Here is a 26,259-nt window from a genome sequence, read left to right as displayed (position 1 = left end):
AAATTTGACCAAGCAACGTACTTCAGAAACTAAAACTAATGTTACCCCTCTAATAGGTTTAGCATTGGATCTCATGTTTTTTAAGTAATTTGTAAAAATCAGAGCGATTACGCTGTGCAAGTTTTGCAGCTTCCGATACATTCCCTTCGCAAAGTGCCAGTACTTTTTGGATGTAGTCATATTCAAACTGGCGTTTTGCTTCATTTAATCCTGTAAACGCATTCTGCTCTTTATCTTTAGGCAGGGCTTTTTGTACGATATCTTCAGTGATCATTTTACCTGGCGTAATAGCAACACAGTGCTCCACAATATTATGGAGCTGACGGATGTTGCCCGGCCAATGGTAATTCAACAAATGCGTAATACTTTGTTGGTTAAATTGCTTTTCGCCATCGCTGAGTGCACTTAAGAAGCGTGATGCAAGTAGTGGAATATCTTCCAATCGCTCTCTTAAGCTTGGGATTTCAACAGACACCACGTTTAAGCGATAGTATAAATCTTCACGAAACTGCTTTTCCGCAACGGCGCTTTGAATGTTCTTATGGCTTGCAGAGACAAAACGAACATTGACCTTATGCTCGGTTTGGCCGCCCACCGGACGAACGGTTCGCTCTTGTAAAACACGCAGTAGTTTAACTTGCAAATCAAGCGGCATATCACCAATTTCATCGAGGAATAGGGTGCCGCCATCTGCCGCTTGTACTAAGCCTTCTTTGTCGCTCACCGCGCCAGTAAACGCCCCTTTTTTATGGCCGAATAGCTCAGACTCCAATAAATGAGCGGGCATTGCGCCACAGTTAATCGCAATAAATGGGCCTTGCGCTTGGTTACTAGCCAAATGGATTGCTTTTGCCGTCACTTCTTTACCGGTACCGCTCTCGCCTTGGATAAGAATGTTTGCGTTACTGCTGGCAAGTGCTTGAATTTGTTGTACCAATTGACGCATTGCGGCACTTTGGAATAACAATCCATGGAAGTTATTTGGATCCGAAGTTTGTGCCGTCCTCACTTTACCTGCAAGCGCCTCATTGATGACATCGAGCATTTGCTGAGAGTCAATGGGCTTGGTTAAAAAGCTCACAAAGCCCTGCTGCATGGCGTCAACAGCGTCAGGAATAGAGCCGTGAGCTGTCATCATCACAACGGGCATGCCAGTATAATACTTCTTTATTTGCTCATTAAGTTCAAAGCCGTTCATGTGCGCCATCTTCAAATCGGTGATGACCAAGTCGATAGGCATTTTCTTGAGGATATTTAACGCTTGCGTACCGCGGTGCGCAACTTCAACTTCGTAGCCGTGACTTTCTAAACGCATGGCCAGTAGCTCAGTTAAAGACGTATCGTCATCCACTAAAAGTAACTTTGCGCCTTGTTGTGTTTGACTCATAGTGAATCCTCCTCAAGTGATGGGTTTTCAGAAAGATCGGTTTCTAAACGTTGTTTTTCTATGTCAGCAAGTTTTTGTTTTAGCTCGGCAAGCTGTTTTTGGGTTTGTAACAATTGCGCTTGGTGCTGTTGCGCCTTATTGTCAGAGTAATAATTACTGATTTTTTGCTCACGAAGGCTTTGAGTATGCCAAGCTAGCGATTCAAACCAAATGTTGTAATCGTCTGGCCAGTAATCTTGTAGTTTTACTTCTTCAATGGCTTTAAGTTGCTTGGTGGTTGAGTCGGTACCGCAATAGGTGTGAATAAAGCCTTGTAAGTGCAGCGCACCTTTATAGTAATCGTTAAATGTCACGTTATGTTTTTTAGCGCACTGGCTGACTAAGGCTTTGATCACCTCAGCTAAAGGTACAAACTTAGCGCTGGTTTCTGTTTTTACAGGGCCAATAAATTGCTTTGTTTGCTCGACGTTTTGCTCCGTTGTGGCACAACCACCGAGCAAAAATAGCGTGATACTTAATGCGATGTATTTCATTTTGGATCCCTTTTTGGAAAGGCGACTTGAATACTGGCGCCAGATTCTACTGATAGCCATTTCACATAGCCTTTTAATTGCTTCACACACTCAGAGACAATGGCTAAACCTAAGCCACTGCCATTATTATTTTTATTTTTTTCACCACGAACAAATGGCTGGAATAATGAATCGGCTTCATTGATGTCGATGCCATCACCGTCGTCACGGACTATCAACAATACTTCGCCATTTTGTTCTTCAATTGAAATAGTGACATTGCTTTTAGCGTGATCAATGGCATTGCTCACTAACTGAGTTAACACTAATTTGCACGGAAGATAAGGTACTTTTAGGTCATCATGATTTTGCCAGTTCACTATCACATCAGTCTTTCCTAGCTTATCGCTAAGATGTTTTGAGATTTCTTCTTGGATAAGATTCATTTCGGCGTCGTGATGTAGGCTATCAGGGTGACTGGCCGCGCTATAGCTGAGCAAATCATCGATCAATGATCCAAGCTTTGCAACAGAGTTTTCCATAATGATGAGAATACGTTGTTGTTTTGGATTAACATCTCCAAGCAATCCACTATTTAATAAGCTGCTTCCTTCGTTTAGCGATGCCAAAGGTGTTTTAAGTTCATGAGTAACATGGCGCAAGAAGGTTTCTTTTTGTTGTTGAATACGCTTAAGTTCGAGCCTTAGCCAATTTAACCTGTCACCCAATTGCTGCAATTCATGGCTGCCAGAGAGTTCTACCGACTTATCAAAATTACCTTTACCTACCTCAGATACCGCAGATTCTACCTGATTAAGCTGCTGACAAATCCGGTTGATCAAAAAGATGCTGATCACGATAAGGGTGGGTAGCAAGATAACGAGACCGAACATAAACCATGTTTGCAGTTGCACGAAATGGGCTTCTTGATCAGATAGGCGCTTATTAAGTGTTTGCTGAAAGCTTTCCTCGAATTGATTAAGCACCTTAACCAATTGTTGGAACTCTTCAGCTTTTGAAGTGGCATTGATCTCATCGGGAGCGAACTGTCGCCATTTAGCAACAAACAGCGAATCGGGTAGATTTATTTTTAATAATTGAATGCGCTTTTTGGTGTTTTGCCACTTCTGCTCGATGCTTTCTTGCAGTGTTTCACTTTGCAGCAGCTGATTATTTTGCAGTGCTTTTTCAAGCGCACTGATATCCGCTTTTACAAAATTGTATTCAAGGATAAGCTTTTGATTTTTATTATAAATATCCTGGGTTTTTTGTTGATTTTTGGATAGTGCCTGGGCGTACCACAAAGTCAGTGTGAGTATTGGAAGCACACCAATAAACATGGCAATAAGTGCCTGTTTTTGTAATGACTGAGAAAAAATTTTTTTCACGATGCTAAATCCTTTATAAGGGTGCACAAATTTCAATCAAATGGCGTTGCGAGATTTGCAAAATTTTCTCTCCAAAAATTTACCTGTTGCAAAGCTGCGACAATCTAACATTAAGAAAAATAAAGACTTTTTATTTTTCGCTTTTTTAGCTGTTGCCATTTAGCAACAGTCAGCCTTAATCCAACCTTAATCTTTTCAAGTGGTTTTTCTTAACTTATTGATAAACGGTGTTTTTTCAATTTTGGCATCAAAGTTGGAATAGTTATCTCGAAAGCGAAAAACGAAACGCAAAACCAAATGCAAAATCAGTTTTTAGCTTTAATAGCAAAACGTTTAACACAGAATTTAGTTTTTAATCTTATGAGGAAAGCACGATGAAAAATCTAGCAATCGCAGTATCAGCAGCAGTAATGACTTTGGCATCAGTAGGTGCTCATGCAAACACTGATTTCGACAAACTAGACATGAATGGTGACGGTTACATCTCTATTGAAGAAGCAAAAGCAGATGAAGGCCTTCTTGCTCAATTTAACGAGCTAGACGCAGACCAAGATGGTCAACTAAGCCAAGCAGAATTTGATAACTACGAGGGTTAATTTGCCGAGTTATCACATCACTTTAATCGTTAAGGAGAAGATCATGAAAAATTTATTAGCAGCACTATCAATCACAGGTATGACATTGGTTTCAGCATCGGCAATGGCGATAGACGACTTCGAAAAGTACGACACTGATGGCAGCGGCACAATCAGCATGGCTGAAGCAGAGGTTAATCCTAAGTTGGCTGAGCAATTCAAGACACTTGATGTTGACGGTAACGGCGAGCTGAGCGAGTCAGAGTACGAGCACTTTGAAGGCTAATTTAAAAGCTCGATATCGGTGAGTCTTCGGACTCTCCGTCAAGACTGAACTTTAAGGAGAATATGATGAAAAACCTACTAGTAGCAGTATCCCTTGCTGGCCTGTCAATGGCATCAGTTAATGCAATGGCTGGTGACGACTTTGCCAAATACGATGCCGATGGTAGTGGCACAATTAGCATGAGCGAAGCGAAAGTAAATCCAAATCTTGTTGAGCAATTCTCTCAGCTAGACGGTAACGCTGACGGCGAGTTAAGTGAATCAGAATTCGCAAATTTTAAAGGCTAAGTAATAGCCCTCTAATTTCATGAAACGAACAGTATTTAAATTTTTGAGGAATAAATGATGAAAAACGTACTAATTGCACTATCAATCACAGGTTTATCTTTCGCGTCTGTTAATGCAATGGCGGGTGAAGACTTTGCGGCGCTAGACACAGATCAAAGCGGCACAATCAGCATGAGCGAAGCACAAGCACACACGGCGCTTGCAGAGCAATTTAAAGAATTAGACGCTGATGCAAATGGCGAGCTAAGCGAAACAGAATTCGCAAACTTTAAAGGCTAAACAGTAGCCCTCCAATTTCATAAAACGAACAGTATTTAAATTTTTGAGGAATAAATGATGAAAAACGTACTAATTGCACTATCAATCTCAGGTCTATCTTTCGCGTCTGTTAATGCAATGGCGGGTGAAGACTTCGCTGCGCTAGATACAGATCAAAGTGGCACAATCAGCATGAGTGAAGCACAAGCACACACAGCACTTGCAGAGCAATTTAAAGAGCTAGACGTTGATGCAAATGGCGAGCTAAGCGAAACAGAATTCGCAAATTTTAAAGGCTAAGTAATAGCCCTCCAATTTCATAAAACGAACAGTATTTAGAATTTTTGAGGAATAAATGATGAAAAACGTACTAATTGCACTATCAATCACAGGTTTATCTTTCGCGTCTGTTAATGCAATAGCGGGTGAAGACTTTGCGGCGCTAGATACAGATCAAAGCGGCACAATCAGCATGAGTGAAGCACAAGCGCACACTGCACTTGCAGAGCAATTTAAAGCGCTAGACGTTGATGCAAACGGCGAGCTAAGCGAAACAGAATTTGCAAACTTTAAAGGCTAATTAGAGCTGGAGAAGTAAATTTACCTGCGCAAAGGAGTGACAGAGGAAAAGGAACTGATGTCAGGGAGCAGGGAATAGAGTTCAAAGATTATGATTATTGTTGAGTAACTGGCAACACAGCTGATTTGTTCAACTAAGCGCCTTTTTTCGGGCAAGTTTAAACAAACTGGTATAAAGGAATACTTACAGCGAGGCATCGCTATCAGAATCTTTGAGCTCCAAATTGAGAGTTTGGATGTCATTAGGGAAGTAAAGTGAAGGATCATAGTCGGTAAGAGTAAGGCGGTTATTCGCACCGCACCCAAAGCTTGGCTTTATAGCCAAGCTTTTTTTGTTTGTTTTTCAGACTCTTCTGATCTTTAAATTTAACGACATCACAGTTACATTTGGAGTTTTTTACCTATTTTTTGGCAGCTAGATGCAGGAAATGTAAGTTACTTCTATCACTAATAGCTAAGTGATTGCTTGACCTGTGATCGTCACAAATAGAAAAATATAGATCAACTTAGCGCCTTTGATAAAAAATAAGTGTGATACGGCACGGTTTTAAGTGTTGCTTGGTTAACTTAACTGCATGTAATATCACTAGTAATACTTAAAACGGGGAAACAATTTCGGCGTTTGAAACCATTGAATGCTATGTTTTGACCAAATATTAAATCTTAAGGAAAAGTATGATTTTTTTACCTTTTCATAGAGTGAAAAGTGAGTCACTTCAAATTGTTATATGGGTATCTAGGCTCTTTTATATGGCAGGAGTTTTGTCGATGCTCTTAGGAGTGTTTAAGGAATTCTATAGTGTTTATCAGTGGATAGCTTCACCTATATATAGCGAGGATCGAACTCGCTGGACATCATACCAATATAGTTTAGATTTGCTACACCCAAATTGGCACTTTATATTTTTGGGGATAATTTTAGTTTTCTCTTCTTGTATTTTAATTACGTTAGTTGTTAAAAGCGAGTTGAATCTTAACAAGTAAGCTTCAGGTTGGATTTAGCATTGCGCTGACCTCTATATCTACCTTTTTCTAGTGTTACAGTCAGCTCATACATTTTTGCAAACAAAAAAGTCGCCCGAGGGCGACTTGGAAACGTGACATCATGTAAAAACAGGGGGAAGTGATTTCAATCGATTATTTATTTTCGATGAGATTGCCTTTGCCAATTTCAATCTTTCTTGGCTTGAGTGCTTCTGGAATCTCGCGCTCAAGGTCAATGACTAACAGGCCGTTTTCAAGTCCTGCGCCAATCACTTTGACGTGATCGCCAAGTTGGAATTTACGCTCAAAGTTACGCTCTGCGATGCCTTGATGGATAAATTTGCGTTCGGCTTTGTCTTCTTTGTTTTGCTTTTCGCCTTTGACTGTCAGAGTATTGTTTTCTGACTCAAGGCTAAGCTCTTGCTCGGTAAATCCGGCAACAGCCATGGTAATTTGGTACTTGTCTTCACCGGTGGCTTCAATGTTATATGGTGGAAAGCTTGGTTGCTTTTCGTTGCGTGATGCTGCATCCATTAACTGTGCTAAATGGTCAAAACCGATGAATGAACGATAAAGTGGAGATAGGTCTACTGTACGCATAATTTGTATCCTCATAAAGCGATAATTAAGCTATTTATTGCTTCAATTAAAGCCAATAAATAGCATATAAAACATTTACTTAGTTTGGGTTGGGACCCTGTCGGCGTCCTCACAATACTATCTATGGACGAGGCAAATACTTTTCAAGAAACTTTTTTAAAAAAGTTTCTATTTACCTGAATTTTATAAGATTCTTTTTCAAGAAAATTGTCTTTGCAGGTGAAGAAGCACCATTTGATGCCTCTTTTTTATTGCGTTATTTAGGATTTAAGTTTTGCTGTCTCAACATAGAGACTTGATCAAACCCTATTCCCCAGTCGTCAGTTTCAACTTCCTCTATGACAACAAAAGTAACTTGTGGCGCTTTATCAAGGACATCCACCATAAGCTGAGTTGCACCTTTTATTAAGGCTTGCTTCTGGGCAGGTGTAACGCCTTCCTTTGTGATTTTAATATTGATGATAGGCATTGATTATCTCCTACAGATCATCATACATTTTGTTGACGATACGCCATTGTCCATCTTCTTTAAGTAAGCCAATAAAGTCGATATAGTGATGTTCAAACAGTGGGCAATACAGCTTGACCATTGCTTGATGGTTTACAACATCCACCGACAAAATACGGTAATTTAAAGCAGCGCTTTGGCTTTCGGGCGTTTGTCGAGATGAGACCAAATCTAGCCACTGTGATTTGGTGCGCCTCATTCCTGGAGCTTTGAGCACCGCGTCAGCGTGGAAAATCGCATCTAACTTTTTAATATCTCCTTGGTGTAGCCCTTCAAAATATTGTTGAATAACCGCGGTTACGTTGTCTAAATCCTGTTGTTTGAGAATAGGCTTAGTCATATTAAGCTCATGCGTCTTTACTGTGTGCTTGTTCAGCTGCTATCGAGGCGATAAAGCTGGGCCTTGCCTCAACTGCAGCTAACATTTTGCTGACTTTTTCTGGAATGACAATGTCGACTGGAAAATAGGCGCCCCAACGCGCATATACAGCCAGCATGATATCCGCAGTGGAAACCTGATCGCCGCCTAAAAATGTTTGCTGCGCTAACTTTTTCTCGACTAACCCCCATAATTCGTTGATGGCAACCGCTGCCGCTTCTAAGAATGGCTGGCGTGCATGCTCGTCAGCAATCGCACTTGTGGCAAAAAACAGACGATTGTAAGCCGGGTGCATCGTAGCATTAGCAAACAGAATGTTTTCTATCGCTTGTTGCTTTTGAAAAACATCAGCTTGAGGAAGAAGGTTATTTTCGTGTTTATTGAGTAGATAAAGTAAGATTGCAGCTCCTTCTACTAAGCTGTTTTCGCCATCATTAAGAACCGGGACTTTACCTGTTGGGTTAATGGCTAAAAAGTTATCAACACCGCGTTTGTCAACCAGTTCGAAGGGTTGTTTTAGTTCTCTTAATATGACTTGCGTTGCTAGCGCACAAGCACCTGGTAAGTAAAATAACGTATACATAATGGTTTTCCTTATTTGCTTCTTGGCTAAAAGACAAGCTCAGTGTATAAACTAGATGTTGTTTGATATATAGCTACAATGAGAACCAAGAGTTCACATGGTGGAAACAATAATCAAGGAAAGTATGAACAAGCTACGAGCGATAGAAATGTTTGTAAAACTGGCTGAGGTACGCAGTTTTACTCGTGTTGCAGAGCAATATAATACGTCCAAATCCATGATCAGTAAGGAGATCAGCCGACTAGAAGCTGAGCTTGGTGCGCGCCTTATACATCGCACTACGCGTAATTTGCAGCTCACGCATGTGGGAGAAGGCTATTTGCAACGTGCTAGGGATATTCTCAATAAGTTAGAGGATGCAGACACCTTCATACAAGAGTCGCAGCAAGCACCAAAAGGCAAGCTAAAAGTGAACGTGCCAATGGTGCTAGGGATCACTGACTTAGCTGCAATGTTCGCCGATTTTATGCAAGCGTATCCCGATGTCGATCTTGAAATACATTTAGGAGATGAGGATATCGACTTAGTAGAACAGGGATTCGATTTAGGTTTTCGGGCTTCCAGTCGCCCGTTCGACTCAAGTTATATAGGAAAAGAAATTACTCAATTTAGCTATCATGTATGCGCCTCACCACAATATTTAGCGAGTCACCCTGCAATCGATTCAGCACAAGATTTAATTCATCATAATTGTTTTGAATACAGCTATTCAAAACGCAAGAACTTATGGCCATTAGACGAAGGTGTGCGAATAAAGGGCTCCCTTAAAGTGAACAATGTCCTTTTTATGTTGCAGGCAATTAAAAGCCATTTGGGAATAGGGGTTTTACCTGAATTTGCCTGTAGAGGGGCACTTGAAAAGGGCGAGGTCGTTAGTATTTTACAGCATGCTAATAAACCTACACTCGCCTTATATGCGCTATATCCAGCACGCCAATTTGTGCCAGCTGCGGTACTTCAATGTATCGAGTTTTTACAGGCTTGGTTTAAGCGTGAAGGGCACTGATTGTTAAGTAAATAGCCTGAGCTGCGGATAATTAATGCCTTTCTAGCAGCCAGTTTTAGCGCTAACTGCGTTGAATTCACTTCCAATAGCCAGCTATTGGTGCGTAAATTCGCCTTGCCTACAGGATGTAGGTACCTTAGCGAGAGCAGGACGCGGAAGCGGTGTTTTCCCTAAAACTCTCTGGCTAGACAAGGAGAAAACTAAGTTGTGCTTTAGCAACAATGAGTTGGAGCATTCCTTATCCAAACCTCAGGTTAAATAGATATTACTTTTTAAGGTGGTTTACATTACTTCATTACTTTGCCACATTAACTACTGGTTTAGATGATGGAATAGTCAATGAAATGTGATAAACAAAATGCCAATCGAAAAATAGGTCTGGGGCTCGCTATCGGCGCGGGAATAGGCACAGCCGTAGGCGTTGCATCAGGGCAAATCATGTACACCTTGCCTATCGGCATTGCGATGGGAATATTGATTGGCCGTAAGTATTTTTAATCTATTTTGGCACTCGGTGCGTATGTGTGATTCTGATTAGAACACAACAAGATTAAGCAAGTGCAATTTAGTGACTCAGAAATTTCCAGGATCATTGAAATGGCGTGGGAAGATAGGACGCCATTTGAAGCTATCGAGCGACAGTTTGAGCTTAGTGAACCTGACGTGATCAAGTTGATGCGTAGCAGCTTAAAATCCAGTAGTTTTAAGCTATGGCGGCAACGAGTAAATGGCCGTAACACAAAGCATATTAAACTTAGAAGCAAAGCGGTCAATCGTGGATACTGCAAAACGCAATACAAGCAAAGGTAATTAAAATGCAGAGGCCGTTAAGCCTCCGCCTATACTAATGAAGGTTACCTATCGTAAAGTGGTAGCGCAACGCCTTCAACGTTAGTGAATTCTAATACCGCGATAGGAGTAAACTGCGTTTTGCGTAAAAATCGCGTGGTGACACTTTTTGGTGAGTGAATCGTAAACTTACCAACGAAAGGCAAGATCCAGCCGCTAGTAGAGGTCAATACGCCACTTAGTTGAGGGATCTTAGACTCATCAGGAAGGTTAAAGCTGGGTACAACGTTATCACCGACCGAGTACAATGGTGTGTTTGTGCCAATTTTACGCTGATATTCAGCACTGAGCAAAGGCTTACCATTTTTCTTGGCCAGCTCGAGACGATGTGTATTTTCACTTAGGGTGATGTCAACTTGGGCCAATTGTTTGGGGTAACCCCATATTTCACCGGCCTCAACCGCTTTTGCATTGTCCAACATCAAATGAAAGTTGAATGAGGCGTAATCGTGAGGGAGCCCCATCGACTGCTTTTCAGCATTAGCAGTATTGATAGTTGTAAATGCAGCCATTGCATAGTTTACTTGTGCTTCAAGGGAGTTCAGGTCGCTTGGACAAGGTAAGTCGAGATCTGGCGCATTTCTGCGTTGAATAAAAAACGTTGCGACCGTTTCGTTGTATGCTCCTGCTGGACTTTCTGTGATTTTTTGAGTGTAAAAAGCCGCAATACCTTTTCCGGAGCTTTTGCCATCACATTTGGGCGTAACAACTTTCCAACCGTCATTCCATAAAAATCGTTTTGCTCGTTTTGCATTAATTAAACCCAGGACTGCACTGGTTGCTTCTCCCTTGACATGAAAAGGCACAGAGATTTCAGTGCCGTCATCCAAGTATTTTATTTCAGTGGTTGGGTATGTATTCTCGAGGTCAAAGGCGAGAGTATGGGCGCTAAAGATGAGTCCTAGCACGACTGCATTTTTTATCATTTTGCTTTCCTTAAGTAGTGAGATCAACAAAGTAGATTGTCAAATTCAAGACAAGTTGAGTAATCGTTTCCTTTTTGGGGATGTTATGTTAACAGTGGAATGTGAAAAATCAAAGTGCTTTAGTTGATAGAGTGTATCGGTGGTTAGTTCTTAAAGCGACATTAAGGATGTCGCTGATTTAAAGTGATTAAGTTTAGGGAAAAGGCGATCACTTTAGTTAGTTTACGTCGCTTGCAAGTAAGCCGAATAGTGCAGAGTCTGAAACTTCGCCAGCAATTTCCCAGCGAGCACGTAAGTGACCTTCTTTAGTAAATCCGAGTTTTGTAAGTACTTTGGCTGAGCCGATATTAGCAGGATCAATCTCTGCTTCAATACGCCTCAACTGTAGTGTTGAAAAAGCATAGTCAATGAGTGCAGAGCCCGCTTCTTGAATAACACCTTGCCCCCAGTGAGATTTGGCAATACCAAAGCCAATTTCGGCGCGACGTGACTCTTTATCCCAGCTAAACAGTAAACATTTGCCAATTACTGTTTCATCACTTTTCGAAACAATGGCCAGTGTGATCGCTTGTTGTGTAGTCAAGTCTTCATGTGATTGCTTGATAAATTGTGTTGCATCGTCAAGGCAGTCCCAAGGTGGCGTGTTCCAATAGCGCATGACGTCTGCGTCCGAGAATATGGCAAACAGCGCTTCGGCATCTTGTGAGGTTAAGGGTCTCAGTGTGAATCGCTCGGTGTCGAGTTTGATTGTAGTTATACCAGTTGTATTAAGTAAATGATCTATCTTGAAGCGGGGAAATAGCTTTAGTAGCAAGGCAAAAATTTTGCTATTTAGTTGTTCTAAATGAGAAATTTTTAACGAAGCTAATATGCTATTTCACCCTTCAAATTGATTAGAGAATTAATTCAATTGGTATTAATTGCAATATCTTTTTTCCTTGATAAAAAAGGGCGCCAATTAGCGCCCTCAAACAATAAGCTAGCTTACTTATTTATTCGCGTCTTTAACGGCTTTTAGCTTCGCCGCGTGGTCAATTTCATAATCTGGCATGTCTTTTTTGCCTTCGATTAGGTAGTTGTCCATCCAGCGCATCAAGCGCAAGCTGTAGTCATATTGAGCTGCTGCTTTGCGGTTACCATGACCTTCGCCAGGATAGTAAACTAGACGTACGTCTTTACCTTGCACTTTCATATAGCGATATAGCTCCATAGATTGTGCTGGGTGTACACGTGGGTCATCTTTACCATGCATAATTAGTAATGGCGTCTTCGATTGACCAGCCCAGTAAATCGGACTGCGCTCTAGGTACCACTGCCATTTATCCCAAGGGTAAGAGCGAGCGTGCACTAAGTACATTTCGTTTGAGATATCGGTAGTACCAAACTTAGAAAGTTGGTTAGTTACCCCAACAAACATCACGCTTGCCGCAAAGTGTTCAGTTAGTTTTGTAGCACCCCAAGCAGAGGCATAACCGCCGTAAGAGCCACCAGTAATACCAACACGCTTGGTGTCTACTAAACCGGTATTGACTAGGTATTCTTTCATATCTACTAAGTCGTCAAACTCTTTACCTGCGTAGTCGCCTTGGCCAAGTTTTGAGTAATCAACGCCTTTACCTGTCGAACCACGGTAGTTTGGATAGAATACCGCATAGCCGCGTGCTGCGCCCATTTGACCTGGATCTGAATAGCTCGTGAGCCAGCCATTCTTATCGTGGCTTTCAGGACCACCGTGCACTGACATGATCAGTGGATAACGCGTACCTTCTTGATAATCAAGTGGATAAATTAATACGCCACCAATTTCAACACCATCGCGGGCTTTGAAGTTAATAGCCTCTTGTTTTGCAAAACGTTTGTTGTCTAACCACGGGTTTGAGTTTGATAGACGAGTTGCCTTGCTTGAGCGGATCACAAACACTTCATTCGGGTGCTTAGCTGTATTCGCACGTAGGGCAATGGTTTTGTCTGAATCAGAGATTGATAGATTCGATGCGATAAACTTACCTTCTTTGATAAGTTTCTTGTATTTGTTTGAGCCAACTTTAATTTGGCCAACAAAACTTTCAGCGCCGACGTTCGCGACAAAAGTTAGCTGGTTCTTACGGTTTGACCACTCAAAATCACCGATGTGACCCATAAAGTTCGGGATCCACTCTTCTACGTTGCCGCTTTGTGCATCGGCAAGGTATAAGCGACCAGTTGCCGGGTCGTGCTTGTCTTCAGCGCCTAAAATCGCGATGTATTTACCATCGTGAGAAAATTCCGCGGTACCAAGCTTACCTTCTGTTTTGAATGACGTGGTAATTTGTTGTGTTTTTGCATCAAGTACATGCCATTGTGACTTCATATACTTGTCATCAATAAGCGCTGTTGGCTGGGTTTTTACCAGTAATTTAGAGGCATCGTCAGCCCAGTTGATTTCACTAACATAGCCTTCGATGTTCAGTGCCGCTGGAGTCAGCGGTTTTTCTGATGCTGCAAGATCAATGATATGAAGCTGTTTGTTTTTTAAACCCAGTTCATACACTTCAGCCATAAAACCAAGCTTTTTCAGCTCTTTTTCTGACTTATCGGCAGCTGGCATTGCAAGGATAGCAACCTGTTTGCCATCAGGGCTTAGGCTATAAGCTGAGATCCCAGTTCCTTTTAGTGAAAGCACTTTCTGTGCTTCCCCACCGTTTACCGCGATGCGATAAAGGGCGCGTTGCTTGTCTTCTTTTTTCTTGGTTAGGAAATAAATGAACTGACCGTCGGCCGACCAAGAGATGCTTGAGATGCTCACTTTACCGGTGATAAATGGGCGCTCTAGACCTTCGTCGTCAATCACATAAAGTTCACTGTAATTAGAACCATTTTGGTCAACGTAAAGCTCGCGCGGTACAGAGCGAGTAAAAGCAACGAGTTCGCCGTCAGGACTGACCGACGTTGAGCTTACCGATTGGATCTTTGGGATGTCTTCAATAGTGATGGTATCGCTTGCGAGGCTTGTAGCACTGGTGAAGCCCATTGCTAAAGCCAAAGCAGACTTAAGTAGTTTCATTATTTATCCTAAATTTTCATTCACTTGTTGTAACTTCAAGATGAAGTTTTTAGGCATTCTACTTGTCACTAGAATAAAAACCAATGTTTGCGATTAATTGTCGGTTAAGCCTGATAAAGCGAAGCCGTTATCTTTTATAAGCCAAAATTCAGCGCCCCTGAATAATCAACCTGAAACGGCATAAGGTGATTAAGTGCATACGAAATGTTGCCTTTGTCATCCATGATGTAGATAGAAGCACCACAATGTTTGCAAAAACCATGCTCTTGGATGGTTTGAACTTTCGAATGCGGCACCACAAATCGTTCGAGAGATTTACAGGGATTTTCGATAAGACCATGAGCCTGAATAAACTGCACACCAGTGCATATTTCGTTGGCTGTTGTCGTGGTGAAAATACGATAGTGGATCTGGCCGCAGTGGCACGACGTGGTGATCATGTTGATGTCCTTTATTTTCTTTTGAGTTAAGTTTACTTTTTATTTTTAGTTAATATATATTCATTTGGTGTAAAGACTTTTTCCTAAGAGGAAATAATGAGAAAGGAATACGATAAACTTCACTTACTTAAAATATTATGTTGTGTCGCTGAGCAGCACTCCTTCAGCCGAGCTGCAGAGCAGCTCGGTACCACGACATCAGCGGTGAGTAAATCGATAGCTCAGCTAGAGTCATCTTATGGACAAGTACTTTTAAATCGAACAACCCGTAAACTCGCATTGTCTGATGCCGGTAAGTTGGTGTACGAAAAAGGGAAAAAGATCCTTCGTGCGCTACGCGATTTGGAAGAAGAAGTCGAACAGGTTGGAGTGCATCAATCAGGTCACCTAAAAATAACCTTTCCAAATACGATAGGGCGTATGCTACTTAGCCAAATTTGTATCGACTTTCAAAAGCGCTATCCACAAATAAAGTTAGAGCTGATGTTTACCGCAGCAAATCAGGATTTAATCGAAGATGAGATTGATGTCGCTTTTAGGCTTTCAGCTGCACTCAAAGATAGTCAATTTTATGTCTTGAAATTAATCAATATAAACTCTACTTTTGTTGCCGCTCCCAGTTATTTGGCGGCGCATGGGAAGCCCGAGCAATTGGACGAACTGAGTAGGCATAACATGTTGTTATCTAAACTTAACCACGTTGAAGATAGTTGGCATGACGGAACTCGAAGTTATGCTCTGCAAGGTAATTTGATAGCGAATAGTCGCTTCCACATTCGAGAAGCGGTGTTGGCAGGATTGGGGATTGCCATGCTACCGTCTTATTTCTGCCAACGGGATATTGATTCGGGCGCTTTGGTTGAGCTGTTTCCCGAGCAAAATAGGCCCGAAGTTACTTTGCATGCCATATATAAAGTAAAACGAGAGCACTCTGCAAAGCTGGATTTATTCTTAGGTTTTGTACAGTCGCAATTATCATGCAAATCAGAATTGGTATCTTAGCCCTGCATAGTAGCGCCGACCATTCACATATACCCCTGTTGGTGCGTACTCATTGCGATCATAGGTATAGATTTGTTCGTCGGTTAAATTAATAAACTCAAATTGCGCATCGAGGTTATCACTTAATTTCACCGTGAGGCTGCCGTCTAATTGGCCGTAGTTATCCATCATGGTCTCGCCTACACCGGTGGCAAACTGGGTTCGATAATTATAGCTAAGCCGTGCGCTAAATTGGTGGTTCTCGTAGTAAGCGGTGAGGTTAGCGCTGTGTTTTGAGGTGCCTGGCACTTTGTCCTGTAAGCCAACGTCAGCGTTGTCACGTTCGCCATCAACGTAGGTGTAATTGGCGATTAACCCAAATCCGTACGCAAGTGTTTGCTGGTAGCTTAGTTCAACGCCACGGATACTGCCGCCAGCGCCATTACTAGGCCTATCGATAGACATCAAAATGCCTTCGTGACGTTCAAGTTTCCGCTCAAACTCGATAAAAGACTCCACATCCTTGTTAAATAAGGCGATTGAGGCGAGTCCTGCATCGTCAAAGTACCATTCAAGGCTGGCGTCAAACTGCGCCGCTCTATATGGATCTAAGCTGGCGTTACCACCTTGTCCTTGAGCCTGGGTCACGTTGTAATTGGTTGAGGGCATAAGGTGATGAAATTGTGCTCGTGACATGACGCGTGCAACGGAAAAACGGCCAACCAGACTTTCGCTTAAATCAAACTTGATATTGGCGCTGGGTAGAATATCGATGTAATCCCGAGATTCTTCATGCCAAACATAGCTGTCGGGCGCTTCGATGGGGGAGGCGACACGTTTAAATGCGGCAGAGTCTTGAAAGGTTTTGACCACCCGTACCCCAATGTTGGCTGCATAGGATTCACCAGCGAGTTGCATTTGACCGTAAGCGGCGGCGGTTTTTTCTGTAATATGAAAACGACTGGCTTTTTCTATCTCTTGTTCAAAATTGAGCGTATCGAAGTCTTTGGCGAGCAGTGTAATATCGGCATAACTGTAGTTTTTTAAGGTGTTTGCACTACCTACGCCGCGCAAATAATCATCCACAAAAGTGCCCGGATAGGCGGCCAGTGTAGTGCCAAGCTCGCCGGCTAAACCATCAAGCCCTCCATCTTTGGAGCGATAGCGCAAAAAGTCCCGTTGATGGTCCTTAAGTTTAATGCCAAATTTAATCGCGTCGACCTGTTTAAAGTCGATATCGTACGCAAAATCGGCTTGCGCGAAGTATGATTTATCTTTGCCATCTTGGCTGTCATTTCGAGCTTCGGTGATAAACCAACTCGCCGCATCTAACGGAGAAGTCCCATAACTTGCGACGATGTTTTTTCGCATTGACGTATCGACATGAAAACGGGTGTTAGCAGAAAACTGTGACGTGACGTCTTCTTTGGTGCCACCAGAGCCGTGGCTTAGACCCACTTGAAACTGGCTTGACCAATAAATGCCATCATAGACCAAGTCTAGATGGGCACTTTTGGTGCTGATCTGCGAGTCTCGCCAAATGGCTTCCATGCTGGTATTGAACGGCGCTGCTGTGGGTAAATAGTGGGCGCTCACCAAAGTACCATCTTGTACTTGTAAATCGGTTACTCCGCCGCCTAGGTCAATAGACTTTGCACTTTGCCAGAGAAAGTTTTGATTGTTGTTGTCTGCGTTTAGGTGAGAATAAAGTAAGTGACTATTTAACCTAAGTCGTGGGGAAAGCTGAAACGCGGCATTGACTGTATAAGCCTGCAACTCTCTTTGCTGCTGAAAAATCGCGGATCCCCCACCTCCTGGAAACCATAACGTCTGGCTTTTATCTTGTGGAGTCTGCTGGGTGGCATACCAAGTATCATCATCACCTTGGTATAACGTTCTATCGTGCCATCCCCAAGATTCTAAGCCGTCGCGTCTGAGGCTGCGATCTCGTCGTGTTGCGGTAAAAAGCACAGCATAGTCGCCACTTTCGCTATGATAGTTATAAATTGCAGATAATTGTGGGTCGAGTTTATCGCTCAAGTCACTGTATTGGAACTGGGCCGTTACAACGCCATAGCCTGAAGGCGTAAGCAGAGGGTCGCGGGTTTTTATATTGATTGCACCACCTAACGACCCTTCATCCTGCATAGCTTGTGGTGTTTTGAACACCTCAAGGCTAGAGACGACTTCACTGGGTAATAAGGTAAAATTAAAGCCTCGGCTTGGCTGACTTGAGATCCACCAATCAGCGGAGGCGAGATATTGACCATTCAAATAGGTTCTATTTTGCTCGGGGGTTGTGCCTCGCACGCCGATCCGCTCACCTTCACCTTGTGCTCGAGAGAGTGAAATACCGGTGATCCGTTGCAGCGCCTCTGCGACGTTTTTATCTGGAAACTTACCTATGTCTTCAGCACTGATCGTATCTGAAACTTGTTGATTGTGGCGTTTATTACTGAGAGACTTGACAACGCTGTCATGGAAGGCACGGATTTCGATGCGTTCTATGGTATTTTCAGCTGTCTGATTTTGCTCAACGGCATAACTTGCAGCTGTGATAAAGAATGCGCTACAAGAAACTGTTCGGATGAGAAATTCTGACATTGTGCTCAACTTATAATACGAGTAAGTTACCTTTAGTTGATACTCATAATACGCTTTTATTACGAGCCTAACCATAGTTTTACAAATTTTTAGTAGTTGATGGTTGAAAACTTAGATAAACGTTTTTTAATCAATGAGATACTCGTCGACCTGAGTAATTTATCTGTGTGTGTTGACGGTTCTTGGAGAAGCATCGAAGCGAAGCATGCGGCATTATTGCGTCTATTGATTGCTAACAAGGGACAGGTTGTTACCAGAGACGCCATCTTAGATATCGTATGGCCCGGTACTATCGTCAGTGATAACTCTGTTAGCCAGCTGGTGGTACAGCTACGTAAGCTGCTTGGTGACAGTTCAAACGAGCCAAAAATAATTAAAACGGTACCACGCCTAGGTTATCAATGCATTGCACAAATTGAAAAAGCCCCGACGCTACTTGAGCAAGTAGAGGAGCTGTCTCGTGGGCGTGGCGCACAATTTGCGCTGCTCGGTTTTTTTATGGGTCTTGTGGTGACTTTGCTTGGCGTTTTTATGGCTAAGCAGTGGCAAAATGAATTGCAACAGCTGCCCATCACTGCAACTCGGATCACATCCTCGCCGGGTGCAGAAGTCTTTGTGCGCTTTTCTCCAAATGGTAACTATTTAGCTTACAGCTATTTAGCTGAGGGAGCCGATCAATTTGATTTGGCGGTCTATGATCTTGAGACCAAAACAACCCATACGATAAAAAGCAGCGGTTATAGTGAAGAGTCGGCAAGTTGGTCTTTAGATGGTAACTGGCTGATTTATTCGCGCTCGGATCCGGTTTCCTGTGAAGTACGGGCGTTACACGTGAAAGGTCCAATAGAAATGTGGCGACTAGCGCGCGATAGCGTGCTTGGCAGCTGTAATAGCGCACAAGACTCAGCGCCTTGGCTTGAATATCGAGCGGGTCATTTTATCACTAAGTCTTGGGATAAAGGTGGGACCTATTTGCAATCTGTAGCGGTCACTTTTGCGGATAATCATCCTAAAGTGCTCAACACTACGGCGTTGCCTATTCGCGATGTAACTCATTATCAAGTTAACCAACAAGCGCTGTTGTATCAGGTAAAAGAGCAGGGCGTTTATCGCCTAAATTTGGGGCAACTTGGGGACCCTGAAAGGCAAACTACCACACTCTCCAAGCAGTCTTTTTCGGCATTGAGTCATGGTTATCAGGACGATACGGTTATTATCGCCAAACAAAACTTGAGTGTACTGAAAGGTCGTGAGCAGCAGCTGTTATACTCCGGATTTGGTGCGATATCTGAGGTTGATGTTAATACGCATTTGCGTGCTTCGGCGCACACTGAGGGCGTGGCTGAAATTAACTTTTATCAGCTCGCTGTAGATGCACAAAGCGAAGCACAGCAAAAGCAGTTGACGTCGCCCGCAAGGGTGGATCTACTTGCCGCTTTGTCTGATGATGGCGCACATTTTGTATATGCCTCGGTGACAGCCAAAAATAATGATGCGCCACAATTTGAGCTGTGGCATAAACATGCTTTTCGACCAACATCGAGTTTGCTTGGCACTATGCCGCTGGGAGAAGTGCCTATTTTGCTCTTGCTGTCGCCTAATAACGAATATCTCGCCGTATTATCAAAGTCGCATAAAGTGTATTTAATAAGCTCTTTTACTAAAGAAGTGAAAAAAGTAGTTGATAACTTTGCCGAAGTTGCTGATTTGCATTGGTCACAGGATGGTAGAAACCTGTATTATCGAGCGAAGCTCTCGACGGAGGCCAAATGGCAGGCATGGCAATTTACCGTATCTCAAGGGCGCAGTGAGCAACAACCTCTGGTGACTCGTTCGTCTGATTTATCCCTGACTCAGAAGAACTCAAGCTTTGTGGGGTACAAAGAACAAGTTAGGGAATACCTAGTTGCTGCGCTGACTGAAACAATTGATGTAGAGCAGTTACGTGGGTCTTTATCTCTTTACCAGCCAGCAGTATACCGAGACGGGGTTTATTTTGTACTGAAAAGAGGTCACCAACTGGTGCTTTATCGCTATTTAAGTAGTGAAAACAAAGTCGAAGAAATTCAACCAATTGGGTTACACCTTTACGCGGGGTTTACCGAGTTACAGGTACTAGCAAGCTTCGATGGCAGTCAGGTCATATTCAATCGGATCAACAATTATGAAAGTGACATAGTATTACTGGAGTACGGTGAGCGATGAAGACATCAATGTTACGAAGCCCAGGTTGGGTACAGTTAGTTAGCTAGTTTTTGCTGGAATAAGCGTATTGCTTTACTACTCCAATTGCGCTGTGATGCCGACTTCAAAGCCTGTGAGGCAAGCTTTTTGGCCTCTGCCTGATTATCTGTAAGTTTGGCAGACAGTAGCAGTAGTTCAGGGTGTTCGGGATCGATGGTGAGACCATGACGCAACCAAGTCTTGGCCTGAGCTTTGTCGTTGAGACGAGTTAAATAAGTGTTTACTAATAAAAGTGTGGAGCGCAAATGGCCGTTATTCGAGGCCTCGGTAAGTACTTGTAGAGCACGTGGAGCATCCTGCTGTTCTGTGTTTGTAAGCAGTGTTCGTGCTAAGCGATATTTTGCGATATCCATGGTCTGTGCTGCGTGTTCTAGCCAAAGTACACTAAGTCGATGCTCTCCCACATTGATAAGCTGAGTTGCTAAGCGATATTGTGCCAAGTCCAAGCCATTTTTAGCTGCGGCTAAATACAGTTCATTTACCGGCTCTTCAGAGCGCCAGTGATAGCGCAGTAGCTGATACGCATTGTAATCTTTCATACTCAACCAGTTAGCAATATAGTATTGTACTTGCGCCACACCGCGCTCTGCCGCATCGATATTCTGCTTAAGCTGTTTTTCGTAGGCCTTCTTTTGAATGGCTAAGGTTTCGCGATATTGCTCGCCTTTATATGTCGCAAAATGGTAAATCAAGGTGTGTGCTTGTTTTGGACCACTATAGCGCCACTTTTCTACCGCATTTAGCAAGCTAGCGGTGAATATGTGCTTGGGGTAGCTATCTACGACCTCAATATTGGTGGCCTTACCGCTTTGGTCGATATCAAACTCTAACCAAACCCAGCCCTCAATCCCTTGTCGTACAGCCTCATCTGGGTAGTCAGGTAATACATCGTGAGTTTTACTCGGCGTAGAAACGATATTGGGTTGTTTGAGCCGGGCAAGTGTTGAATCAAGTAAATAGGTGTCTGCCAGACGATTTTTTTGAAGTGTTACGAAATCTTTTAGACCACTTTGGTCGTCGGACTGCTGCAAAACGAGTTGCGCAGTTTGAAAGGCTTCAGCTATACCGAATTCTTTAGCCAATGAAAACCAAGCAAAGGCATTTGCAGCACTTTGTTCGGTTCCTTGGCCGTATAAATACATCACCCCAAGATTATACATGGCGTCTGCATTACCTAATTGAGCTAGGCGATTGAATTCAGAAAATGCAAGAGTGAATTCTTCATTCTGATAGGCGAGGGTAGCATCGTAAAGATCGGCTTTTGTCAGCCAACTCATGCTCATAAAAAATGAAAAAATAAGCCCAGAAATGAGATTGTTGCGCATTTTATTGATTACTCATCCTCGGACTGCTCTTTGGGGTTGCTGTGGTCATTTTTAATAGGCTATATAACCACAATATAAGGGAAATTTAAATAATAAAAGCTGATAGCAAACGCTATCAGCTTTTTGGAACTCCGGGCAGGGAGTTTACTAAGTCGAACCTGTGTTAGCTTGGAAGCGACTTAATTCGAGTCATGAAACTATTTTCTTTACGGCTAATAAGACCAGATTTAGCGGTAAAAGTTTCATTCGCTATTCGGTGTTAAAAGTTAAATCTAACCCCTGCGCTAAAACGCCTTCCATCGGCATAGACACCCGTTAGTGCCTGCTCAACTCCCTTTACCTGATAGCTAAATGTATGTTCATCCGTCAAGTTGATGGCCTCAAGAATAAATGCCACATTCTCATTGTAATTATAGGTAAGGTTGGCATCTACTTGACCATAATCGTCAATGTATCCTGGCCAGTCTCGACCTGTATCATACCCTGTTCTGAAGTTGTATGAGATACGGGCACTAATGAATTCGTTTTCATAATAAGAACTCAAGTTAACGGTATGCTCAGAGTTGCCTGGGATGGTGATGTCGTTACCTTCATCATCTTTGGCTTCACCATCTACATAGGTATAGTTAGCTGCAACGCCAAAACCTTCGTATAGCTCTTGTTGATAACCGACTTCTAGGCCTTGAATGCGGCCTGCTTTCCCATTAACAGGACGGCTGATCAGCACTTCTTTACCTTCGTGAGTTTCAAGTGCTGGTTGGCTCTCGATAAACGACTGAATATCTTTGTAGAAAAATACCGCAGAAAAAAGGCCTGCGTCGCTAAAGTACCACTCGATACCGGTATCAAACTGCGTCGCTCGATAGGGGTCGATGTCAGGGTTACCGCCAGTGCCGGTTTGTGTTTCTAGGTTGTATGAAGTTGATGCGGTCATATCGGCGTAATCTGGGCGAGACATAACTCGTGCCGCAGAAAAACGCATTAATAAATCGTCATCTAAGTCAATTGCCAAGTTAATGCTTGGAAGAATGTCGAAGTAGTCCTTTTCTTCCGTTGTCCATACCTCAGCACCTGACTCACCTGCAAACGCGGATGAGGTTTGTTTGGTATTTACAAGTCTTACACCTAAATTACCGCGTAGACCATCTGCATCCAGATTCGCTTTAATGTAGCCTGCGGTAATTTTTTCATTGATATCGAAAGTACTGGCTTTCAATACTCGGTAATTCCAACCCAGCGCATCACCTTCTTGGCGTATTTTGTTTGAATCAGTAATTGCGTAGCTGCGCGTTGTGCCCGATGAGCCTATGCCTGATAGGTAATCAGATGGCATGGCTTTAGAGTAATCAGCCAAACTCCAGTTTAAGTCTGTGCGATTGTCCGTTGTGTGTTTGGTATTAAAACGACTGTGATCACGATATTTAAAGCCTACCTTGATCTGATTAAAGATAGCGACATCAATTGGGCGTTTAAAATCGGCTTGAAAGTAAGTTTCATCATCTTTCGCATCATTGCTGTCATAGCGTAAAAAGCCTAAATTCCATTTATCACCATCGTTTGGATCGGCAGCATAACTGGTCTTTACGTCTTCCTCTTGTGACGCATCAAAGCTGTGAACATAGTTGCCTTCCCAACCAACGGAGCGATCCGCTTGTGAACCACCCGAACCTTCTGTGTAACCTAAGTGATATGAAGATTCCCAAAGTTGCCCTTGATGTTCAACTTTTAAGTCGTACGATTTGGTTTTGAGCTCAGAGTTACGTACTTTGGTCTCATCCAGAATGTTATTACCATCTGGTGATAAGCCAAGCGTCCCGCCGACGGCCATCTTTCCAACTACGGGGTGGTCGATAACGGTAATGTCAGTATATTGTGAGCCGCCGTAACCGGGTAACCACAGGAAGTTTTGATTTTCATTGTCGGCTTCAAGTGTAGAGTCTAACGCATTGAATACAATGTCCATATTTTCATTTGGACGATATTGTAAGGCGAGGTTTATCCCCGTGCGAACGCGCTGCTGTGAGAACATGGCTGAGCCGCCACCGCCAGGGCTGTAGACATTGTCGACGACGGTACCATCTTCAAGTGTGATATCACGATAGGTCCAAGACCATGCTTCAATACCATCGCGGCGCAAGTTACGTTCTTGGCGCACGACAGAAATTAAGGCGCCAAAAGATTCATCATCGGTCTTAAAGTTGTACATAGCGGAAAGTTGTGGGTCGGTTTCACCTGACACTTCGCTGTGCTGTGCGATAATTGAACCTGCAATTTTATTTGGCTCTAAATCAAGCGGCTTACGTGTTCTAACAATCACGGTTCCACCAATAGAGCCTTCGTCAATATCGGCTTCTGGTGATTTGTAAACTTCAAGCCCAGAAATGATTTCAGAGGGTAACATTGTGTAGTTAAATCCACGGCTCGCCGCTGAGTTAGTCCACCAGTCCGCTGAGCCAACGGCTTGACCATTTAATAAGGTCCGGTTTTGGCTTTCACCTGTGCCTCGAATGCTAACGCGTTCACCTTCACCAAAACTACGCGTGATTGAAACACCGGTAATTCGTTGTAATGATTCGGCAACGTTTTGATCTGGAAATTTGCCAATGTCTTCGGCGGTTACTGCATCAACAATGGCGTCTGAGTATCTTTTTGTATTGAGTGATTGAACAACGCTGCCACGGATCCCTCTGACTTGAATAACTTCAACTTCACCATTTTTAGCTGCTTCTTGATTGTTGTTTTCTTCAGCGAGAGCTAGACCCGGTGCAAAAAGTACCGAGCCGAGCAAAGATTGGCTGATTAATACAGCCAGTTTTTTCTTGTTATTGCGAAACATAAATTCCCCTTGAGTGCTTACTTGTGATTGACCACGAGAAAGATTAAACACCAGTGGGGTTTGTTAAATCTTGAATTGAAATGAATAGTTATGAATTTGGAGGTTTTTAACTTTTGTTTTTCTTATTTTATTGAAATATATGGATATAAAATAATATTTTCTCGGTAGCTTACGGTTTAAGTTAAGTTTACTGGAAGGATTTGACTTTATTTTTTGTTAACATTCATAACTACAAAGAACTGGAAAGTCGCCTTTCCAGTTCTTTTTGCGCGTTATAAGCTCTTTTTAGGTGGCAGTACAACGTTTGAGAAGATAAGGCCAGCGATAAGAGACATAAATATTAAAAAGGTTTGTTGGCCAATATGGTCCGCATGAACAAAGCTTTGGCCTTCAATTAAAGAATTAAGTCCAATATAGGTTTTAGAACCAGGGACCAACACAATCAAACCTTGCATTGCAACAATGGACGCAGGGGCATTTACCACACGGTTAAAGATATTACTAAAGACACCCACTGCAAATGCACCTACAAAAGTACCAAGTGCATAATCAAAGTAAACCGCAGAGCTGATACTGGCTGCGTAGGCGATAAAGCCTGATGCGAGTGACCAACTTGCATGGCGTAACTTTGTTCTAAAGATAATAACTAGGCTGCTACAAAGTAATAGCACTGCAAGCCAAGCCGTCCAACGTGGTAATGGTGATGGTTGTATAAAATCAACTTGTCCAAAAAACGCAAACCCTAAACTGATCCCCAAAAATGCACCGAAGTAGAGCTTAAAGAGCAACATAATAGAGTCCATGACTCTAGCGGTGCCTGACACTAGATGGCGAGCCGATAATTCCGCAAACCCAAGCGCCAGCGCCAAGCCAGGTATAAACACGATAATGGCCGAAAGTACCACCAAACGGATGTTGACCTGCGGGTCAATGTATACAGACACTGCGCAGGCAGCAACCGCTGATACGATGGCGACCAAAGGCTCAAGCATATGTGTTACGCGTTTGGAAATACTTGCCCAAAGCACGAATATGTAGACCACAAGCGATATTAGCGCCGACCACCAAACGTCATTCCAGCTAGTTCCCATCAGCATCGCAAATGCGCCACTTGAGGTTGCAAATGCAAGACCCGTCATTAACTTATTATAAGGGGGCTTAGCGTGCAAAATGGCTTCAAGGCATTGTTCAGCTTCTTGGATTGAAAGCTCACCAGATAACACGCGTGTTGCGACGTCATCCGTATCTGCCAATGAACCTAAATCATGATCGCCGGGATCAACTCGCGCCACATGGGTATATTCTTCTTCATGACCTTCGGTCCAAATTACAAAAGTGACAGATGTCGGAGACATAACAAAGGAAGACTTTAGCCCTAGGTGAGTGGCTATTTCCATTAAATGTGCTTCGAGTCGATAGGCAGGGGTACCGTATTTGTGAAGCATTTTGCCTAACTTCACAATAAAGCGGCGTTTCTCTGTAAAGGTTGCGTTATTCAACGAAAGAGAACCTTAAATATGTAATGCCAATTCTACTGAATGAAGCGAATTGGCGAAAATGTTAAAAAAGTATGGTGTTTGAAATTAAAAAAATCAAACTGAGCTCATCATGGGTACGCGCTGCTAGTAAGATACATATCATCTAGATTTTAGTTATGTTTTTGCACACGAATTTGATAT

Annotated in this window: 26 protein-coding genes; 11 read left to right on the top strand and 15 right to left on the bottom strand. The window is 42.8% G+C overall.

Going from position 1 to position 26,259, the window contains the following annotated elements; all coding sequences use genetic code 11:
• Positions 1-58 precede the first annotated feature (58 nt).
• Genes GSF04_RS02575 through GSF04_RS02565 form a run of 3 tightly spaced genes read right to left on the bottom strand, consistent with a single transcriptional unit; the run spans position 59 to position 3,287 of the window.
• Positions 59-1,387, bottom strand: coding sequence for a sigma-54 dependent transcriptional regulator (locus GSF04_RS02575; protein ID WP_211856442.1), 1,329 nt, complete (start codon positions 1,385-1,387; stop codon positions 59-61).
• The gene (locus GSF04_RS02570; protein WP_211856441.1) at positions 1,384-1,920 is read right to left on the bottom strand and encodes a hypothetical protein; all 537 of its coding nucleotides are present in this window, start codon (positions 1,918-1,920) and stop codon (positions 1,384-1,386) included. Before GSF04_RS02570 ends, GSF04_RS02575 begins: the two co-directional genes overlap by 4 nt.
• Positions 1,917-3,287 carry a sensor histidine kinase gene (locus GSF04_RS02565; RefSeq protein WP_211856439.1) on the bottom strand — a complete coding sequence of 457 codons (1,371 nt, stop codon included), beginning with the start codon at positions 3,285-3,287 and terminating at the stop codon, positions 1,917-1,919. The genes GSF04_RS02570 and GSF04_RS02565 overlap by 4 nt, the downstream gene beginning before the upstream one ends.
• A gap of 374 nt (positions 3,288-3,661) precedes the next feature.
• On the opposite strand from GSF04_RS02565, the gene GSF04_RS02560 reads away from it, so the two are divergent.
• The 6 genes from GSF04_RS02560 to GSF04_RS02535 all read left to right on the top strand — a co-directional run bounded on the left by GSF04_RS02560 (position 3,662) and on the right by GSF04_RS02535 (position 5,273).
• Positions 3,662-3,883 (top strand): EF-hand domain-containing protein, encoded by a 222-nt coding sequence (locus GSF04_RS02560; RefSeq protein ID WP_010369619.1) that lies wholly within the window; start codon positions 3,662-3,664, stop codon positions 3,881-3,883.
• Positions 3,884-3,926: 43 nt separating this feature from the next.
• Positions 3,927-4,148, top strand: coding sequence for an EF-hand domain-containing protein (locus GSF04_RS02555; RefSeq protein ID WP_211856438.1), 222 nt, complete (start codon positions 3,927-3,929; stop codon positions 4,146-4,148).
• 65 nt (positions 4,149-4,213) lie between these two features.
• Positions 4,214-4,435, top strand: coding sequence for an EF-hand domain-containing protein (locus tag GSF04_RS02550; protein WP_211857478.1), 222 nt, complete (start codon positions 4,214-4,216; stop codon positions 4,433-4,435).
• Between the two features lie 57 nt (positions 4,436-4,492).
• Entirely contained in the window at positions 4,493-4,714 is a 222-nt protein-coding gene (locus tag GSF04_RS02545) for an EF-hand domain-containing protein (RefSeq protein WP_010369616.1), read from the top strand.
• Positions 4,715-4,771: 57 nt separating this feature from the next.
• Positions 4,772-4,993 (top strand): EF-hand domain-containing protein, encoded by a 222-nt coding sequence (locus tag GSF04_RS02540; protein WP_211857476.1) that lies wholly within the window; start codon positions 4,772-4,774, stop codon positions 4,991-4,993.
• Positions 4,994-5,051: 58 nt separating this feature from the next.
• Positions 5,052-5,273, top strand: a complete 222-nt coding sequence (locus GSF04_RS02535) for an EF-hand domain-containing protein (RefSeq protein WP_045963238.1) — start codon at positions 5,052-5,054, stop codon at positions 5,271-5,273.
• A gap of 1,136 nt (positions 5,274-6,409) precedes the next feature.
• Here the strand turns inward: GSF04_RS02535 and GSF04_RS02530 are convergent.
• The 4 genes from GSF04_RS02530 to GSF04_RS02515 all read right to left on the bottom strand — a co-directional run bounded on the left by GSF04_RS02530 (position 6,410) and on the right by GSF04_RS02515 (position 8,326).
• Complete coding sequence (locus GSF04_RS02530) at positions 6,410-6,856, bottom strand: Hsp20 family protein (protein ID WP_010379331.1); 447 nt, start codon at positions 6,854-6,856, stop codon at positions 6,410-6,412.
• A 256-nt stretch (positions 6,857-7,112) separates the two neighbouring features.
• The gene (locus tag GSF04_RS02525) at positions 7,113-7,325 is read right to left on the bottom strand and encodes a 4-oxalocrotonate tautomerase family protein (protein WP_211856437.1); all 213 of its coding nucleotides are present in this window, start codon (positions 7,323-7,325) and stop codon (positions 7,113-7,115) included.
• Between the two features lie 10 nt (positions 7,326-7,335).
• Positions 7,336-7,704, bottom strand: a complete 369-nt coding sequence (locus GSF04_RS02520; RefSeq protein WP_211856436.1) for a nuclear transport factor 2 family protein — start codon at positions 7,702-7,704, stop codon at positions 7,336-7,338.
• 7 nt (positions 7,705-7,711) lie between these two features.
• The gene (locus GSF04_RS02515; RefSeq protein WP_211856435.1) at positions 7,712-8,326 is read right to left on the bottom strand and encodes a glutathione S-transferase family protein; all 615 of its coding nucleotides are present in this window, start codon (positions 8,324-8,326) and stop codon (positions 7,712-7,714) included.
• Between the two features lie 124 nt (positions 8,327-8,450).
• Between GSF04_RS02515 and GSF04_RS02510 the strand changes: the two genes are divergently transcribed.
• The 3 genes from GSF04_RS02510 (at position 8,451) to GSF04_RS02500 (ending at position 10,142) form a co-directional block, all read left to right on the top strand.
• Complete coding sequence (locus tag GSF04_RS02510) at positions 8,451-9,332, top strand: LysR family transcriptional regulator (protein WP_211856434.1); 882 nt, start codon at positions 8,451-8,453, stop codon at positions 9,330-9,332.
• A gap of 339 nt (positions 9,333-9,671) precedes the next feature.
• Positions 9,672-9,830: a hypothetical protein gene (locus GSF04_RS02505; protein ID WP_019647622.1), complete on the top strand. Its 159-nt coding sequence runs from the start codon at positions 9,672-9,674 to the stop codon at positions 9,828-9,830.
• Positions 9,831-9,929: 99 nt separating this feature from the next.
• Positions 9,930-10,142: a TIGR03643 family protein gene (locus GSF04_RS02500; RefSeq protein ID WP_249122319.1), complete on the top strand. Its 213-nt coding sequence runs from the start codon at positions 9,930-9,932 to the stop codon at positions 10,140-10,142.
• A gap of 44 nt (positions 10,143-10,186) precedes the next feature.
• Here the strand turns inward: GSF04_RS02500 and GSF04_RS02495 are convergent, their stop codons facing one another.
• The 4 genes from GSF04_RS02495 to GSF04_RS02480 form a co-directional block, all read right to left on the bottom strand.
• Positions 10,187-11,107 (bottom strand): acetoacetate decarboxylase family protein, encoded by a 921-nt coding sequence (locus GSF04_RS02495; protein ID WP_130127714.1) that lies wholly within the window; start codon positions 11,105-11,107, stop codon positions 10,187-10,189.
• Positions 11,108-11,324: 217 nt separating this feature from the next.
• Positions 11,325-11,921: a GNAT family N-acetyltransferase gene (locus GSF04_RS02490; RefSeq protein ID WP_349251732.1), complete on the bottom strand. Its 597-nt coding sequence runs from the start codon at positions 11,919-11,921 to the stop codon at positions 11,325-11,327.
• A gap of 174 nt (positions 11,922-12,095) precedes the next feature.
• Complete coding sequence (locus GSF04_RS02485) at positions 12,096-14,150, bottom strand: S9 family peptidase (protein WP_211856431.1); 2,055 nt, start codon at positions 14,148-14,150, stop codon at positions 12,096-12,098.
• Positions 14,151-14,284: 134 nt separating this feature from the next.
• Entirely contained in the window at positions 14,285-14,590 is a 306-nt protein-coding gene (locus GSF04_RS02480) for a hypothetical protein (RefSeq protein ID WP_211856429.1), read from the bottom strand.
• Between the two features lie 96 nt (positions 14,591-14,686).
• Between GSF04_RS02480 and GSF04_RS02475 the strand changes: the two genes are divergently transcribed.
• The gene (locus tag GSF04_RS02475) at positions 14,687-15,592 is read left to right on the top strand and encodes a LysR family transcriptional regulator (protein WP_211856427.1); all 906 of its coding nucleotides are present in this window, start codon (positions 14,687-14,689) and stop codon (positions 15,590-15,592) included.
• On the opposite strand, the gene GSF04_RS02470 is transcribed toward GSF04_RS02475, so the two are convergent.
• A complete protein-coding gene (locus GSF04_RS02470) occupies positions 15,575-18,175 on the bottom strand; it encodes a TonB-dependent receptor (RefSeq protein ID WP_211856425.1) in 2,601 nt (866 codons plus the stop codon). The two genes, GSF04_RS02475 and GSF04_RS02470, sit on opposite strands and share 18 nt — an antisense overlap.
• A 99-nt stretch (positions 18,176-18,274) precedes the next feature.
• Between GSF04_RS02470 and GSF04_RS02465 the strand changes: the two genes are divergently transcribed.
• Positions 18,275-20,380 (top strand): winged helix-turn-helix domain-containing protein, encoded by a 2,106-nt coding sequence (locus GSF04_RS02465; protein ID WP_211856423.1) that lies wholly within the window; start codon positions 18,275-18,277, stop codon positions 20,378-20,380.
• A gap of 35 nt (positions 20,381-20,415) precedes the next feature.
• Here GSF04_RS02465 and GSF04_RS02460 read toward each other — a convergent pair whose 3' ends face one another.
• From GSF04_RS02460 to GSF04_RS02450, 3 genes are all read right to left on the bottom strand, one after another.
• On the bottom strand, positions 20,416-21,744 hold the full coding sequence (locus tag GSF04_RS02460; RefSeq protein WP_211857448.1) for an energy transducer TonB: 1,329 nt from the start codon (positions 21,742-21,744) through the stop codon (positions 20,416-20,418).
• A gap of 259 nt (positions 21,745-22,003) precedes the next feature.
• A complete protein-coding gene (locus GSF04_RS02455) occupies positions 22,004-24,580 on the bottom strand; it encodes a TonB-dependent receptor (protein WP_211857447.1) in 2,577 nt (858 codons plus the stop codon).
• A 272-nt stretch (positions 24,581-24,852) separates the two neighbouring features.
• Positions 24,853-26,079: a threonine/serine exporter family protein gene (locus GSF04_RS02450; RefSeq protein WP_017217546.1), complete on the bottom strand. Its 1,227-nt coding sequence runs from the start codon at positions 26,077-26,079 to the stop codon at positions 24,853-24,855.
• Positions 26,080-26,259 lie beyond the last annotated feature (180 nt).

It is taken from the genome of Pseudoalteromonas sp. A22 (assembly GCF_018141345.1).
Lineage (GTDB): Bacteria > Pseudomonadota > Gammaproteobacteria > Enterobacterales > Alteromonadaceae > Pseudoalteromonas > Pseudoalteromonas maricaloris.
The sequence above is the reverse complement of the archived record's forward strand: the minus strand, read 5'-3'. Positions and strand labels throughout refer to the sequence as shown.